Origin of the sequence: Clostridium perfringens (assembly GCF_016027375.1) — a bacterium.
GTDB lineage: Bacteria > Bacillota > Clostridia > Clostridiales > Clostridiaceae > Sarcina > Sarcina perfringens.
This window is the reverse complement of sequence record NZ_CP065681.1, coordinates 1,220,750-1,236,184: the sequence shown is the minus strand read 5'-3', so window position 1 is coordinate 1,236,184 and position 15,435 is coordinate 1,220,750. Positions and strand designations below refer to the sequence as shown.

Sequence of the window (15,435 nt, the reverse complement as noted above, 5' to 3'; positions counted from 1 at the left end):
CAGCTTCACCTCCTTAGTTCCATTTACTTTTCTAATAATGCTTTAGTTATTTCTTCAAATTTTAAACTTCTAGATGCCTTAACTAATATAATATCTCCATCACATATAATGTTAAGTAAATCTTTTATTAGTTCTTCTTTATTTTCATATACAGTGCATCCTTCTCCATATCCTTCTTTAATATTTTCTGAGAAGTCACCAAAACAAAGTACTTTTTCTATTCCATTTTCCTTTGCATATTTACCTATTTCCTCATGAGCTTCCTCTGATTTATGTCCTAGTTCTCTCATTGTTCCTAAAACTGCTATTCTTCTCTTTCCTTCTATGTTTTTCATAACATCTATAGCTGATTTAACAGCTACTGGACTTGAATTATAGCAATCATTTAAAATTGAAAATCCATCTTTTTTTATAAGCTCTAATCTCATTGAAGTAGCTTCAATATTTTTTAATCCCCTTTTCATTTCTTCAAAGGAAACACCTAATTCTTTTGCTATAGCAATTCCTAACATTAGATTGCTTATATTATGTTCTCCTGGCATATCTAAAGAAAACTCTTCTTCTTTTTCTCCATCATAAACTGTAAATTTAGATGAAAGTTCTTCTAAAGCTATATTTTTAGCTCCTATCTTAAAATTTTCTCCAACTCCAGTTTTAACTATTTTATATTCAGCCTCAGGTAAGGCTCCTAAAAAGTCATCATTTCCACAAACAACAAGGGTATTGTTTTTATCAAAGAAAGTTGCTATTTCCATCTTAGCTTTTAATATGTTTTCTCTAGTTTTTAATATTTCTATGTGAGAAATACCTATATTAGTTATAATACCTAAATCAGGTGATGCTATTTCTGCAAGCTCTTTAATTTGTCCAAGACCTCTCATTCCCATTTCTAAAATAGCCACATCATATGTGCTATCTAATTCTAATATCATTAGAGGTAATCCTATTTCGTTATTAAAGTTTCCCTTTGTTTTAAAAACCTTATATTTATAACTTAAAACAGCAGCCACTAAATCCTTAGTAGAAGTCTTTCCCGCTGAACCAGTAATACCAACAACCTTTAATCCTAATTTTTCTCTATAAAACTTAGCTAAATCCATTAAGGCTCTTCCAGTATTTTGAACCTTAATTAAAGCCACATCCTCTTTTAACTCATTTAAGTCACATTTAACTTCATCAACTATAGCAATTTTAGCACCTTTATTAAATGCATCTAAAACATAGTTATTTCCATTAAAATTTTCACCTTTTAAGGCAATAAACATAGTTCCTTCTTCAATTTTTCTTGTATCTGTTGATACAGCCTTTATTTCTTTTACATCAGCTTCTTTTAATAAAGCTCCCTTAGTAGCTTTTACAATCTCTTGTAAATTTAACTCTAGCATTTTTTAACACCTCTACTTGCCTTCTAAAATATCATATACAACTTCTCTTTCATCAAAGTGTATTGTTTCATCCTTTAGTATTTGATATGTTTCATGTCCTTTACCAGCTATAACAATAACATCTCCCTCTAAAGCCATATTCATTGCTTTTCTTATAGCTTCTTTTCTATTAACTTCAATAACAAAGTTATCATAATTAAGTGGTTTTACTATGTCATTAATTATATCCATAGGCTCCTCACTTCTTGGATTATCTGAAGTAATTATTGCAATATCTGATAATTCACATCCTATTTTACCCATTTGAGGACGCTTAACCTTATCTCTATCTCCTCCACAACCAAATACAGAAATCATTCTATTTTTAGTAAAGGCCTTTACTGTACTTAAAATATTTTCTAATCCATCTGGTGTGTGTGCATAATCTATTATTATGCTATAAGGTAAATTTTTCTCCTTTGCTACTAACTCACATCTTCCTGGTATAACCACATCACTTAATCCTTCTTTAATTTTATCCATTGGAATATTTAAGTTATATGCACATATTATACAACCTAATGAGTTATATATATTATATTCTCCAGGAATGTTTATAGAAAATTCTTCTATACTTTCTAAATTCACCTTAAATTCTGAACCATTTGAGTGACTTTTAATCTCAAAAGCCTTAAAGTCTGACTCTTTTTCAATTGAAAAAGTAGAAACCTTAGTCTTTAATCCTCTTTCTTCTATATCCTTAACTATATTAGCTCCATATGGATCATCTAAGTTTATGATACTATGATTACTTCTTTCAAAAAGCTTAAATTTAGCATTATAATAGTTTTCAAAGGTTTTATGAAAATCTAAATGATCTCTAGTTAAATTAGTGAAAATTCCTTCTTCAAATTGAATTCCATATACTCTATCTAACTCTAGAGAGTGGGATGAAACTTCCATAACGCAATATTCTACTCCAGCATCAACCATATTTTTAAATAGCTCATGAAGTTCGTAAGATTCTGGTGTAGTTCTTACTGCGTCTACTTTTTTATTTCCTATATAGTTTGCTATGGTTCCTATTAAACCTGTCATAAATCCTGCCTTTTCTAAGATAGATTTAATAATAAAAGCAGAAGTGGTTTTACCGTTAGTTCCTGTTATTCCTATTATTTTAAGTTTATCCTTTGGATTTCCAAAATAATTTGAAGACATTATTGCTAAGGCTTTTCTAGTGTCTCTAACCTTTATTATTGTTATGTCTTCTTGAACACTTACATCTTCTTGAACTATTAATGTCTTAGCTCCTTTTTTAATAGCATCACCAATAAAGGAATGTCCATCTACTTTAAAGCCTTTTACACAAACAAAGGCATCCCCTTGTTCTATTTTTCTGTTATCATATCTTATATTTTGTACTTTTGACTCTTCATTACCTTTTATAACTTCATAATCTAAGCCCTTTAATAAACTTTTAAGAATCATTTTTCTCACTCCTTAAATACTATGCAATAAACAAGCGTTAAATTCACAAAATACTAGCATGTGAAATTACTCACATGCTAGTTTTTAACTATCATTATTTCTTATCTAATTTAAATTCTATTGATGTACCACTTTTAACTACATCACCTTGAGCTACACTTTGTTCCTTAATAACTCCCTCTCCTGCAAAAGTACCCTTTAAGCCAATTTTGTTTAAAATTTCCTTTGCTTTTTCCATGGAAAGTCCATTAAAATCTGGTACTACAACATCTTTATTATAATTTGAAGTAGTTTTAGTGTAAAGTTTAATTTCATCTCCCTCTTTGATTGTATATCCCGGCTTAGGATTCATATCAACTACAGAATTCCCACCATCTTCTACAGAATATTTTATATTATCTTTATCTAAAATAGCTTTAGCCTTATCTAAACTCATACCTCTAACTTCTGGCAGAATCTCTTCTTTTGATTTATTTTTGTCTATCTTTGAACTATCTAATTCCATATAGTTAAATATATCACTAAATAAATCATGAGCTAATGGTGCCGCTACTAATCCTCCAAAGTATTCCCCCTTTGGATTATCTACAGATATTAAAACTGAAACTTGTGGATCATTATATGGAGCAAATCCAGCAAAGGACGCTACATACCCTGCACCATATCCTCCACTAGCCTTAACCTTTTCAGCTGTACCAGTTTTACCTGCAATTCCATATCCCTCTATATAAGCTCTCTTAGGAGATCCAAAATGAACAGTTTTTTCTAGAGCCTCTGAAACTCTCATAGCTGTTTTTTGATCTATTATATTATCAATCTTTTTAGGTACAAAAGTTTTATCCACTACTCTTGCTCCACTTGTATCTTCATGGCTTATTTCCTTCATTATATGAGGTTGTATCCATGTTCCTCCATTAGCAATTGTGTTCATAGCTGCCATCATTTGAACTGAACTAGCACTATCTGTTTGACCAAATGATATGGTTGCAAGTTCTACTGGACCTATTTTATCATTTGGCAATACTATACCTGTTGTTTCTCCAGGTAAATCTATTCCTGTCTGCTTACCAAATCCAAACTTTTCTATATATTCATTTAATTTTTCTTTTCCAAGTTTTTGACCTATGTCCATAAACCCAACGTTACAAGAGTTTTCTAATATCTGGTCAAAAGTTTCAGTTCCATGCCCATCTGGCTTCCAACATTTTATATAAGTTCCAGATACATTTTTTCCACCTGGACAAAAATATGTTTCATTTCCACCTGCTATCCCTTCTTGTACGGCAGCTGAAGATGTTACCATTTTAAATATAGATCCTGGCTCAAATGAATTTGATACGGCATCATTTTTCCACATATTTTCCATCTTTTCAGTTTTATCTTTACCAGGGAAATTTTCATACCCTTTATAAGGTTCATTAGGATTATAATCTGGTTTATTAGCCATAGCTAATATTTCTCCATTTTTAGGATTCATAACTATTATACTAACCCCATCTGCTTTATATTCTTTTTTTCCTTCTTCTGCAACTTTTTCTGCAAAATATTGTATAGTTTCATCAACGGTTAGTGTGACATCTTTACCATCCACAGGCTTTGCAAATTCAGAATTTGAATAAGGTATTCCACTACTATTTCTTGCAACTTCTGATATTCTCATTCCTGGTAAACCTGATAACTCCACATTATATTCACGCTCTATACCACCTTGACCTATACCATCTGCATCAACTCTTCCTAATACTTGAGCTAAGAAATTATTATCTGGGTAATATCTCTTTGTATCCTGTGAAACTATTACTCCTCTTATCTTTAAATTCTTAGCACTATCAGCTTTATCTTTTTCTATCTTTCTAATTAAAGTAACAGAAGTAGCTGGCAATCCTGATGGTAAAGTGCTATTTATCTTATCATATACCTCTTCTTTAGGCATATCTAAAACAGTACCTAGCTCCCCTGCAATTTTATTAAGCTTTTCTTTTTTTGTATCATCTGTATCATCTTTAGTAAATGTATCTTCTCTTAAAGTTTTAAGATCTAAATCCACTCTATAAACATTAGCGCTAACAGCTAATTGAGCTCCATTTCTATCTAGTATTTCTCCTCTTTTAGCACCTATCTTTATTTCATTTTTCCATTGTTCTTCTGCCATTGAACCATATTCTTTATGCTTAAAAATCATTACGTATGATAATCTTAAGGTTAATACTCCTAGTAATCCCCATACTACTATCATGGTCCAATATGTTCTTCCAAATCTAAGCGATTTTGTTATTTTATAATCTTTAAATCCTTTGTTTTTCTTCTTTTTCACCCTTAGCCCTCCGTAGTAAGTTAAATAAACTGAGTTCCCTCTTTGAAATTCACTTTATGAAACTTTAAAGTTCTACTAAATTTATCATATTATCTAATTAAAATTAAATTTATAAAATTGTAGCCCTTATAAAAAATTATGGATGTACTCTTAAAATAATAATAAAAGTACATCCTAATTTATTCCCCTATTGCTTACCTTCAGTAGCTTGGCTTTCGCCTAACTTAATCATATTTTCCTTAGTTGGTAATATCATTTTTAATTTATTTTTAGCAGTTTCCTCTATTTTGTCTAAAGAACTTGCCTTTAATATTTGAACCTTCAAAGCTTCATTTTCCGTTATAACAGAATTTATTTCTTTATTTAATGAGTCCAATTGTTGCTGAGTTTTATAAACTTTTACATCTCTACTTATTGTTATCCCACCAACAACTAATATTAGAAGTACTATTTGATATACACTTTTTTTTATTTTTTTATCTTTTTGCTTTTTTCTTCTTTGTTGTTCGATTTTTTTCTTTTTCTTGTCATAGGTTTCTTTACTTGGTATAGTTTGTTCTTTTCTCTGTGGTTTAAGCGCTGAACTACCATTATAATCAAACTCTTTTACAATCATCTACAATCCCTCTCCAATTATTTTTATTCCCCTTACTTAAAAATCTAATAAAGCTATCTAAATATATCATCTTATAATTTTTCTATTATTCTTAACTTAGCACTTCTACTTCTTGGATTAAATTCTAGCTCTTCCTTGCTAGCCTCAATAGGTTTTCTGCTTATAAGCTTAACTTCTGGCTTTCTATTGCAAACACATACAGGAAACTCACTTGGACATGTGCATGGATTAGCTAATTCTTTAAATGTATTTTTAACAATTCTATCTTCTAATGAGTGGAATGTTATTATTGCCATTCTTCCACCTTTATTAAGTTTCTTAACTCCATCTAAAATAGTCTTACTTATAATTTCAAGTTCCTTGTTAACTTCTATTCTTATAGCTTGGAATGTTCTTTTAGCTGGATGTGGTCCTTCTCTTCTAGCCTTTGCTGGAATTGCGGCTTTAATTATCTCAACTAATTCCAAAGTAGTTTCTATATTTTTCTCTTCTCTATTTTTAACTATGAAACTCGCTATTCTTTTAGCAAATTTTTCTTCTCCATATTCTTTGATTATTCTATATAATTCCTCTTCTGAATATGTATTAACTATTTCATATGCTGAGAATTCATTTTCTCTATTCATTCTCATATCTAAAGGAGCATCTTGCATATAACTAAATCCTCTTTCTCCATTATCTAATTGATAAGAAGAAACTCCTAAGTCCATAAGGATACCATCTACTCCATCTATGCCTAAATCTGTTAATACATCATATATAGCATAGAAATTACTATGAACATATGTAACATTTTTATAGTCTTTCAATCTTTCTCCAGCAGCTTTCAAAGCATCTTTGTCTTGATCGAATCCTATTAATCTACCATCACTTGATAGTCTTTTTACTATTTCACTTGAATGACCTGCACCACCTAATGTACAGTCTACATATATACCATCTTCTTTTATATTTAAAGCATTTATGCACTCATCTAGCAAAACCGAAACGTGTTTAAATTCCATATAAATACTCCTTAAATTTTTAATTACTTATCATCATTTGATTTTCTCAATCATATTATATACTGTATAATATAGCTTAATAGCTTTAATTTATCATGCTTAATTTTATTAATAAACATTTTTAAACGTATTTATTATAAACATTATGTAAATTATTATGCCTCTTACTAATTTACACTACAATACAATGCTATTGCAACCATTTTCCCATTATATATTATATTTTATTATACATTATTCTATAAAAAATTAAAAATTCCTTTCAATATTCAGGATTTATAAGTTTATATAATTAAAATATTCTTAGAAAAAAATTTGACATTATACTTATTTTGATGTAAAATTTTAAAATATTATGGGAGTAGATAGGGGCTGGTGTCTCTACAGGTCTTCAAAACCTAGTTATGGTGCTAATACCATCATGGGTGGGTTCGATTCCCACATATTCCCGCCATAAAGAAAAAGAGCTATCTGAAGAAAACTTCAAATAGCTCTTTTTTTGTCTAAAAATACTGTTTAAATTTGATGATAATTTTTTTCTTTTATATTATACGTTGAATCTGAAGTTAACTATATCTCCATCTTTCATTACGTATTCTTTACCTTCTAATCTGTAAACACCTTTTTCTTTAGCAGCTGCTTCTGAACCACATTCTACTAAATCATCATAAGAAACAACCTCAGCTCTTATGAATCCTCTTTCTATATCAGAGTGAATTTTACCTGCTGCTTGTGGAGCTTTAGTTCCTTGTTTTATTGTCCAAGCTCTAACTTCTTGTACCCCTGCAGTTAAGTAACTCATTAATCCTAATAATTTGTAACTTGCTTGTATAAGTTTATCAAGACCTGATTCTTCTAATCCATACTCAGATAACATTTCAGCTTTTTCTTCTTCATCTAATCCTGATAATTCCTCTTCAAGTTTAGCGCAAACAACCATGATTCCTGAATTCTCAGTTTCAGCATATGCTCTAACTTTTTGAACATATTCATTATCTAAGTTTCCTTCCATCATATCATCTTCTGATATGTTACAAGCATATAAAACTGGTTTTGAAGTTATTAAGAATAAGCTTTTTACGAAAGCTTCTTCATCTTCAGTAGCTTCTAAAGTTCTAGCTGGTTTATTTGCTTCTAAGTGAGCTTTTAATCTTTCCATTACATCATACTCAAACTTAGCAGTTTTATCACCTGATCTTACTAACTTCATAGTCTTTTCCATTCTTCTTTCAAGAACATCTAAGTCTGCAAAGATAAGTTCTAAGTTTATAGTTTCTATATCTCTTATTGGATCTACAGAACCTTCTACGTGAACAACATTCTCATCGTCAAAGCATCTTACAACATGAACGATAGCTGCAACTTCTCTTATGTGTGATAAGAATTTATTTCCTAATCCTTCACCTTTACTAGCACCTTTAACTAATCCTGCTATATCATAAAACTCTATTGCAGTATATACTTTTTTCTTTGTATTATATATTTTTTCTAAAACATCTAATCTCTTATCTGGTACACTTACAACACCTACGTTTGGTTCTATTGTACAGAAAGGATAGTTTGCTGATTCAGCTCCTGCTTTTGTAATAGCATTGAATAATGTACTTTTACCAACATTTGGTAATCCAACCATTCCTAATTTCATCTATGTACACGTCCCTTTCTTATATTTAATTTCATACTTAATGATTATACTCTAGCTTAATATATATTTCAACAACTGTATTATGTTTCCTAATTATCCACTTAAAAATACAAATTAATCCTAATATATAACACATACTAAATTTGAGGTGATATTTTATGATTAAGAAAGTTTTTTCATTATTATTTTCAATAATGATGATTCTATCTATTACTTTAAACACAAAAGTAAGTGCAAAAGAATTTAATAGCCCTTGTACAAAAGAATTTAACTGGTATTATTCTTTTAGTAAAGAGGAAGGTGTTCCTCATGGGCCAAAAGAAACTCCTTATATAAGCAATCATAAAGTTGTATATTGTGGAGACACATCAAAGAAAGAAATTTTTCTTACTTTTGATGAAGGATATGAAAATGGTAATACAGCAAAAATACTTGATATATTAAAAGAAAATCAAGTTCCTGCTGCCTTCTTTGTAACAAGACCATATATAAAAGACTATCCAGACCTTATAAAAAGAATGGATGAAGAGGGCCATCTTGTATGTAATCACACTTCTCATCATCCATCTATGGCTAAAATACTTGATAAAGAAAAATTTACAAAGGAATTTACTGAAGTTGAAGAGGAATACTCTAAAGTTACTGGAAAAGAAATGCCTAAATTCTTTAGACCTCCAATGGGTAAATACAGTGAACAATCCTTAGCTTACACTGAAGAACTTGGTTATACCTCTGTTTTTTGGAGTTTTGCTTATAAAGATTGGTTAGTTGATGAGCAACCTTCTAAAGAAGCTGCTAAGAAAAAAATATTAGATAAAGTTCATAATGGTGAAATAGCTCTGCTTCATGCCGTATCAGATACTAATACTGCTATTTTAGATGAAATTTTAAAAGAGTTAAAATCTAATGGTTATGAATTTAAATCCTTAAATGATTTAACTCCTAAAAAAGAATAATACTAAATCAATTATGGGGCCCATATCAAAATAACTTTTATAAAACTTACAAATTGTATGAAGAGAATCTCTAAATTTAGCTTAATCTATTAATTCTCGAAATATGTTTATAAGTTTTTTATTACATTTTGATATAGACCCCTTATTATTTATCTAATAATTTTTATTCTATTTTTACTTAATTTTGAAGAAAACCACTTTCTTTTAAAATCTCTTCTTTTAATTTATTGCTTTCATTTCTTATATGTAAAATTTCTTCTTTTACACTATTAACTAAGTTTTTATCTTTTAAAAATCCTAAGTTTATTTCTACATTAACTATGGAACTATCTATACAAGCACTAAGCATTATAGCACTTACTACAGCATCTGAAATTAAATTTTTATTTCCATACTTAGAAGCAAATTTTACATTATCAAAAAACTTTAAGGCTTTTCTGCTTAATTCTAATGGAACCATCATTGCCCCTAAAGTACATTCATCTATTTTTTCACTTCTTAAGCTTTTCTCTTCACAAGTTTCCTTAGGTAACTTATAGCAATCCATTAACGCAGTAAAAGCTTCCTCATCTTTGTTCATGAAATCTAACATTTCATTATAAGATTTTTTTGCATTTTCAAGATTTTCATCTAATTTCTTTTTATTTTCTTCACTTAATGCTTCGTAAGCTTTTTTACCAACAGTTAAGCTATAAACCATTGATGTTAATGCAACTCCTACTGCTCCAACAATCCCTGCTGCTGCCCCACCACCAGGTGCTGATGAACTTGAACCTAAATCTTCTATAAAGTCTTTAATCTTTTCGTTTTTCATTGTGTACCCCTCCGTCATGTCTTATTGCCTATTTTAATTTTAGTATATTATTTAGCTTCTTACCTATACTACTCCATTCATATTCTTCATTTGCCTTAAATTTCTTACCTGAATCTATTAAATCCCTACATTTATTTAAGTCATCTATTATAGCCTCATAATTATTTTCACTAACTATACACTTTTCTTTATTAAGTGCAACATTCTTAATAGGATCATTTTCATCTCCTAATATAACCATAATAAGATTCTTTGTTCCTAAATAGTCATATATTTTAGCAGGTATTTGCTTAGAATTTTTGTTTCCTAAAACAAGAAGAACATCTCCATGTATCATGTATCTTAAAGCTTCCTTATAGTCAATTCTTCCATTAACACTAACATTAGAAAACTTTTTTAATTCTTCTTTAATATTTTCATCATCTATGTTTCCAAAAAATATTATGTTTAATCTATTAAATAGCTCCTGATCTCTTTTCTCTAATTCTTTTAAAGCTTTTATAAAAGGTTTTAAATCCCTAATTTTACTGAAAATTTCTCCAGCATAAATTAAGTTTATCTTATTATCCTTTAAAAGTTCTGGCTTTTCTGCCCTTTCAATTTCTTCATATATGGCTTTATTGTACCCCCTAGTTACGATAAACATTTTATCTTCTTTTACATTATATTTTTCCATAAAATCTTTTTTATTCTCTTCAGTTACAAAGATATGTCTATCCCCATTTAATACTACTGATTTTTCTTGTCTACCTTCTATGAATTTTCTTATAAAGCCAATATCCTCTCTTGAGGGATCCTTAAGCCAAGGATCACTCCAATATAAAACCCAAGGAATCTCCTTAAAGTGCTTTTTTATTCTTAAAGCACAAAGGTGACTAGATGGTGGCTCATGCATAGAAAATATAACATCAAACTTTTCTTTATTCATAAGTTCTATGCCATACTTTGAAGCTTTAAAACTCCAGTTATAATACATATCAGGAAAAATTATTTTATTTTTAATTTTTCTCATAAGCTTAATTTTACCACTAGATTTCGTGTTAGAAGACTTCTCATCTTCCTTAACCTCTATAGATTTTTTTGGCATAATCTTATTAAATAATTTTCCACCTTCAATAGCATGAACCTTTACTTTACTATCTAAAAGCTTTAATATTTCCTCATCATAGTAGATAGAGTTTTTAGGAAAGTCTACAGTTAAAAGATGCACATCATTATTCTCTATATTACATAAATTATTTAAGTACATAAGAGTTTCAATTGATGCTGAATTATTTATCATAGGAGAATAACAAGCTATAAATAAAATTTTCATTATCTTTTACCTCTTTCCTTAAGTGATAAAACTAAGAACTTTGGTATGCTACCTAATCTTTTTATTCTCCAAGGCTCTTTAGCTACTCTATAAAGCCACTCCATACCTATGTTAATCATAAATTGTGGTGCTCTATTTACATTTCCAGCAAACACATCAAAACTTCCACCAACACCCATAAAAATCTTACAACAAAGTTTATCCTTATATTTTTCTATAAAGACTTCTTGTCTAGGCGCTCCCATGGCAACAAAAAGTATATCAGCCTTGCTTTCATTAATTTTTTCTATTAAATCATCACAATTGTCTAAATCAAAAAAGCCATTATTACTTCCAACTATATTAATTCCATCATAGCTTTCTTTTATTTTTTCCTTGCATTTAATTAGTGTCTCTTCCTTAGCTCCTAATAAAAACACTTTTAAATTCTTATCTCTAGCTTCCTCTAAAAGCATATTCATAACTTCAATTCCAGCTATTTTTTCTGTAATATCTATTCCATTAATCTTAGCTGCAAGCAAAGTTCCTACTCCATCTGGAATTATTAAAGCATCCTCTTTAGTAAAGCTATTTCTTAAAAATTCATTCTTTATACCATTATATAAAACCTCTGGATTTCCAGATATTATGTTAACTCTTTTTTTATTTTCAATCTCTTTTAAAAGTTCCTCTTTATTATCTGAAAATATTTTATATCCTAATAACTCCTTATACATATTCCGCTCCTAAGGCTATTTAATATTATTATTTTTCATAAATGTTTCTATTTCTTTTACTATTTCATCATCCTTGTTTATAGCCTTTGCTATATCTAAATGCTGCTTTGCCTCTTCTATTTTTCCTGCATTTAAATAACAAACTATTAAGTTAGTACAAACCTCTATATCTCTTGTACTTTCAAAGGCTTTTCTTAAATATTTAACAGCTTCATCATATATTCCTAAAGATGCATAATTTATTCCCATTTCATTTACTGCTTCAACTATACTATCATCAATTGATAAACATTCATTTAAGTAATAAACTGCCTTTTCAAAATTTCCAAGTCTTCTATAAGCTGTTGCAATATAATATCTTAAAATAGCATTATCTTGGAATTTATCTGCTAAAGGAAGAAGTCTTTTTAAAGCATCCTCTGGTTCTTCTATTAAATCTTCTTTTCCTTCTTCATAATCAGCTGAGTCTTTTATCTCATTATATAAAACCTCAACTATTTCATTTCTTTCTCCACCCTTAGCTAAATATTCATTTATATCAACATAAGCTTTATCATATTGTCCCATGTCATTGTAAGCTATTGCTGAATAAAGATATGGAAGAGCTAAATCACTTCTATTTGCTTTACATTTATCACAAATTTCTAGTTGAGTTTCATTGTAAGCTTTATTTCTTTCTCTTAAAGATTCACATATTAAAAGAAGATTTTCGTAAACCTCAGTTTCATCTGATATTTCAGTTAATCCCTTTAAAAGCATAAATGCTTCAACCATATTTTCTTCTTTAACCTTATCAGCTACTATCTTTTTAACACATGGAATAGCATCCTCTATTAGTGGAATTAATTTTTTATACTCCTTATTAAATTTAAAATCCTTGTCTCCACCTAAAGCAAAAAACATTCCTTCAACTAAATAGTTTATTGGTAAAGATTCTAATTTATATCCACTTTTCACATCCTGTGATAAATGTTTTGGATCTATTGGGATATAAACTTCATTTATATTAACCTCTTTTGGATCTTTTCCTAAGCTTTTAACAAATCCATCTCCATCTATTTCTAAAAATAAAAGTTGTGATAATTTTTCTTTTGCAAATGTATTAAAACTCATATATCTATCTCCTTAACTACTTTTACTAACTATTTTAATTCTATCTAAAAATAAAATTTATAAACCTAAATTTTATTATATATCATAAATTTCGAACTTTATTTTATCACAAAATAAAAATTAGTTCATCTTAGTATTTAGTTATAACTTATAACACTTATTTTAGTTATATATTATAACACTTTAATTAACTCTTTTGTGAATTAAGCTCTAAAAATATAAAAAGAGCTATATTTATAACTTATAAGTTTTATATAAGTTATATTAACATAGCTCTTTGTTTAACTTAAACTATTTTAATTTAGCATTAATTACTTCCATTATTGCATTTTTAAAGTTTTCAGTTTTTTCTTTTGAATCTTCTAAACTTGAACCTTTTACTGATAAGTAAATTTTCATCTTAGGCTCTGTACCTGATGGTCTTACAACAAACCAAGAATCATCTTCTAAAACATATTTTAAAACATTTGATTTTGGAAGTTTTATTTCTTTTTCTTCATCAGTTAAGTTATTTACTTCTTTGCTTAACTTATAATCGAAAGATGTAATAACTTTAACTCCATTCATTTCTTTTAGGGCATCATTTCTTAAGCCATCTATGCACTTAGCTATTTGTTCTTGTCCTTCTTTTCCAGCAAGTTCTATTGATACTAAGCTTTCTTTGAAGTAACCATATTTATTATAAAGCTCTATTAAACCATCATAAAGAGTTTTTCCTTGTTCTTTATAATATAAAGTCATTTCAGCTATTAACATTGAAGCTACAACAGCATCCTTATCTCTAGCAAAAGTTCCAGCTAAGTAACCATAGCTTTCTTCAAAACCAAATAAATATTCATTTGAACCTGATTCTTCAAATTCTCTTATCTTTTCACCTATATATTTAAATCCTGTTAATGTATCTATTAAAGTTACCCCATATTCCTCAGTCATTTTTCTTACTGACTCTGTAGTAACTATAGTTTTTATAACTGCACCATTTTCAGGTAATTTATTCATTTCCTTTAATGAACTTAATATATAGTTAGTTAGTAACATTCCTGTTTGGTTACCACTTAATACTTGGTACTCTCCATTATTGTCTTTAACAACAACACCTATTCTATCACAGTCTGGATCTGTTCCAAATATTATATCAGGTTGAATTTCTTTAGCCATGTCTAAAGCTAATTTAAATACCTTTGGATCTTCTGGATTTGGATATGGAGCTGTTGGGAAATTTCCATCTGGCATTTCTTGTTCTTTAACAACAAACACATTCTCATATCCTAACTCTTTTAATATTCTTCTTACAGGAACATTTCCTGAACCATGAATTGGAGTATAAATTATTTTTAAATCTTTAGCATGCTTCTTAACTAAATCTTCTCTTATAGTTAAAGTTTTTAAATCATCTATATATTTTTTATCTATTTCTTCACCAATATAAACTAAAAGTCCTTCTTCTAAAGCCTTTTCTTCACTCATTGTCTTTATGTTTGCGTAATCTGTAACTTTGTTAACATATCCAATAACAGCTTTTGCAGGAGCATCTGTTAATTGACATCCATCATCTCCATAAACTTTATATCCATTGTATTGTTTTGGATTATGTGATGCTGTTATAACAATACCACCCTTACAATTTAATTCTCTTACTGCAAAGGATAACATTGGAGTCGGTCTTAAAGATTCAAAAAGATTAACCTTTATTCCATTTGCACAAAGAGTTAAAGCAGCCGCTTTTGCAAACTCCTTAGACATATTTCTTGAGTCATAAGCTATTGCAACAGATTTTTCCCCCGCATAATTATCATTTAAATAATCTGCAAATCCTTGAGTAGCTTTTCCTACAGTATAGATATTCATTCTATTAGTCCCAGCACCAATAATACCTCTTAATCCACCAGTACCAAAATCTAATTCCTTATAAAATCTATCTTCTATTTCCTTATCTTCTTTTACGTCTCTTAATTCCGCCTTTATTTCCTCAGAAATAATATCAGAATTTAGCCATTCTTCATATTTTTCTCTATACACTGCACTATCTCCCCTTTAAATCTCTATAAGGATTTTATATTTTATTTTCACAGATATTATACTACAATATT

Annotated in this window: 12 protein-coding genes and 1 tRNA gene; 2 read left to right on the top strand and 11 right to left on the bottom strand. The window is 28.9% G+C overall.

Annotated elements, in window-relative coordinates; all coding sequences use genetic code 11:
- Positions 1-23: 23 nt before the first annotated feature.
- From I6G60_RS06045 to rsmH, 5 genes are all read right to left on the bottom strand, one after another.
- Positions 24-1,385 (bottom strand): UDP-N-acetylmuramoyl-tripeptide--D-alanyl-D-alanine ligase, encoded by a 1,362-nt coding sequence (locus tag I6G60_RS06045; RefSeq protein WP_011590968.1) that lies wholly within the window; start codon positions 1,383-1,385, stop codon positions 24-26.
- A 12-nt stretch (positions 1,386-1,397) separates the two neighbouring features.
- Complete coding sequence (locus I6G60_RS06040; RefSeq protein ID WP_057231748.1) at positions 1,398-2,852, bottom strand: UDP-N-acetylmuramoyl-L-alanyl-D-glutamate--2,6-diaminopimelate ligase; 1,455 nt, start codon at positions 2,850-2,852, stop codon at positions 1,398-1,400.
- Between the two features lie 94 nt (positions 2,853-2,946).
- Entirely contained in the window at positions 2,947-5,166 is a 2,220-nt protein-coding gene (locus I6G60_RS06035) for a stage V sporulation protein D (RefSeq protein ID WP_011590970.1), read from the bottom strand.
- A 187-nt stretch (positions 5,167-5,353) separates the two neighbouring features.
- Positions 5,354-5,782, bottom strand: a complete 429-nt coding sequence (locus I6G60_RS06030; protein ID WP_003458745.1) for a septum formation initiator family protein — start codon at positions 5,780-5,782, stop codon at positions 5,354-5,356.
- 71 nt (positions 5,783-5,853) lie between these two features.
- Entirely contained in the window at positions 5,854-6,786 is a 933-nt protein-coding gene (gene rsmH, locus I6G60_RS06025) for a 16S rRNA (cytosine(1402)-N(4))-methyltransferase RsmH (RefSeq protein WP_003451137.1), read from the bottom strand.
- Between the two features lie 357 nt (positions 6,787-7,143).
- Here rsmH and I6G60_RS06020 point away from each other — a divergent pair.
- Positions 7,144-7,240, top strand: a tRNA-Sec gene (locus tag I6G60_RS06020).
- 93 nt (positions 7,241-7,333) lie between these two features.
- Here I6G60_RS06020 and ychF read toward each other — a convergent pair.
- Positions 7,334-8,431, bottom strand: coding sequence for a redox-regulated ATPase YchF (gene ychF / locus I6G60_RS06015; protein ID WP_003451384.1), 1,098 nt, complete (start codon positions 8,429-8,431; stop codon positions 7,334-7,336).
- A gap of 158 nt (positions 8,432-8,589) precedes the next feature.
- Between ychF and pdaA the strand changes: the two genes are divergently transcribed.
- The gene (gene pdaA / locus I6G60_RS06010; protein ID WP_011590971.1) at positions 8,590-9,387 is read left to right on the top strand and encodes a delta-lactam-biosynthetic de-N-acetylase; all 798 of its coding nucleotides are present in this window, start codon (positions 8,590-8,592) and stop codon (positions 9,385-9,387) included.
- A gap of 178 nt (positions 9,388-9,565) precedes the next feature.
- On the opposite strand, the gene I6G60_RS06005 is transcribed toward pdaA, so the two are convergent.
- The 5 genes from I6G60_RS06005 to I6G60_RS05985 form a co-directional block, all read right to left on the bottom strand.
- Positions 9,566-10,201 carry a cyclodeaminase/cyclohydrolase family protein gene (locus I6G60_RS06005; RefSeq protein ID WP_011590972.1) on the bottom strand — a complete coding sequence of 212 codons (636 nt, stop codon included), beginning with the start codon at positions 10,199-10,201 and terminating at the stop codon, positions 9,566-9,568.
- A gap of 28 nt (positions 10,202-10,229) precedes the next feature.
- Positions 10,230-11,516 (bottom strand): glycosyltransferase, encoded by a 1,287-nt coding sequence (locus I6G60_RS06000; RefSeq protein ID WP_011590973.1) that lies wholly within the window; start codon positions 11,514-11,516, stop codon positions 10,230-10,232.
- Positions 11,516-12,232, bottom strand: coding sequence for a WecB/TagA/CpsF family glycosyltransferase (locus I6G60_RS05995; RefSeq protein WP_003481897.1), 717 nt, complete (start codon positions 12,230-12,232; stop codon positions 11,516-11,518). The genes I6G60_RS06000 and I6G60_RS05995 overlap by 1 nt, the downstream gene beginning before the upstream one ends.
- Positions 12,233-12,247: 15 nt before the next feature.
- Positions 12,248-13,345, bottom strand: a complete 1,098-nt coding sequence (locus tag I6G60_RS05990; RefSeq protein WP_003460180.1) for a tetratricopeptide repeat protein — start codon at positions 13,343-13,345, stop codon at positions 12,248-12,250.
- 291 nt (positions 13,346-13,636) lie between these two features.
- Positions 13,637-15,364, bottom strand: a complete 1,728-nt coding sequence (locus I6G60_RS05985) for a phospho-sugar mutase (RefSeq protein ID WP_011590974.1) — start codon at positions 15,362-15,364, stop codon at positions 13,637-13,639.
- Between the last annotated feature and the right edge of the window lie 71 nt (positions 15,365-15,435).

Excerpts from the sequence above, each read along its gene's own strand:
- pdaA (WP_011590971.1), top strand. The coding sequence starts at position 8,590 with ATGATTAAGAAAGTTTTTTCATTATTATTTTCAATAATGATGATTCTA.
- I6G60_RS06045 (WP_011590968.1), bottom strand. The coding sequence starts at position 1,385 with ATGCTAGAGTTAAATTTACAAGAGATTGTAAAAGCTACTAAGGGAGCT.
- rsmH (WP_003451137.1), bottom strand. The coding sequence starts at position 6,786 with ATGGAATTTAAACACGTTTCGGTTTTGCTAGATGAGTGCATAAATGCT.
- ychF (WP_003451384.1), bottom strand. The coding sequence starts at position 8,431 with ATGAAATTAGGAATGGTTGGATTACCAAATGTTGGTAAAAGTACATTA.
- I6G60_RS06005 (WP_011590972.1), bottom strand. The coding sequence starts at position 10,201 with ATGAAAAACGAAAAGATTAAAGACTTTATAGAAGATTTAGGTTCAAGT.
- I6G60_RS05990 (WP_003460180.1), bottom strand. The coding sequence starts at position 13,345 with ATGAGTTTTAATACATTTGCAAAAGAAAAATTATCACAACTTTTATTT.
- I6G60_RS06040 (WP_057231748.1), bottom strand. The coding sequence starts at position 2,852 with ATGATTCTTAAAAGTTTATTAAAGGGCTTAGATTATGAAGTTATAAAA.
- I6G60_RS06000 (WP_011590973.1), bottom strand. The coding sequence starts at position 11,516 with ATGAAAATTTTATTTATAGCTTGTTATTCTCCTATGATAAATAATTCA.
- I6G60_RS05995 (WP_003481897.1), bottom strand. The coding sequence starts at position 12,232 with ATGTATAAGGAGTTATTAGGATATAAAATATTTTCAGATAATAAAGAG.
- I6G60_RS06030 (WP_003458745.1), bottom strand. The coding sequence starts at position 5,782 with ATGATTGTAAAAGAGTTTGATTATAATGGTAGTTCAGCGCTTAAACCA.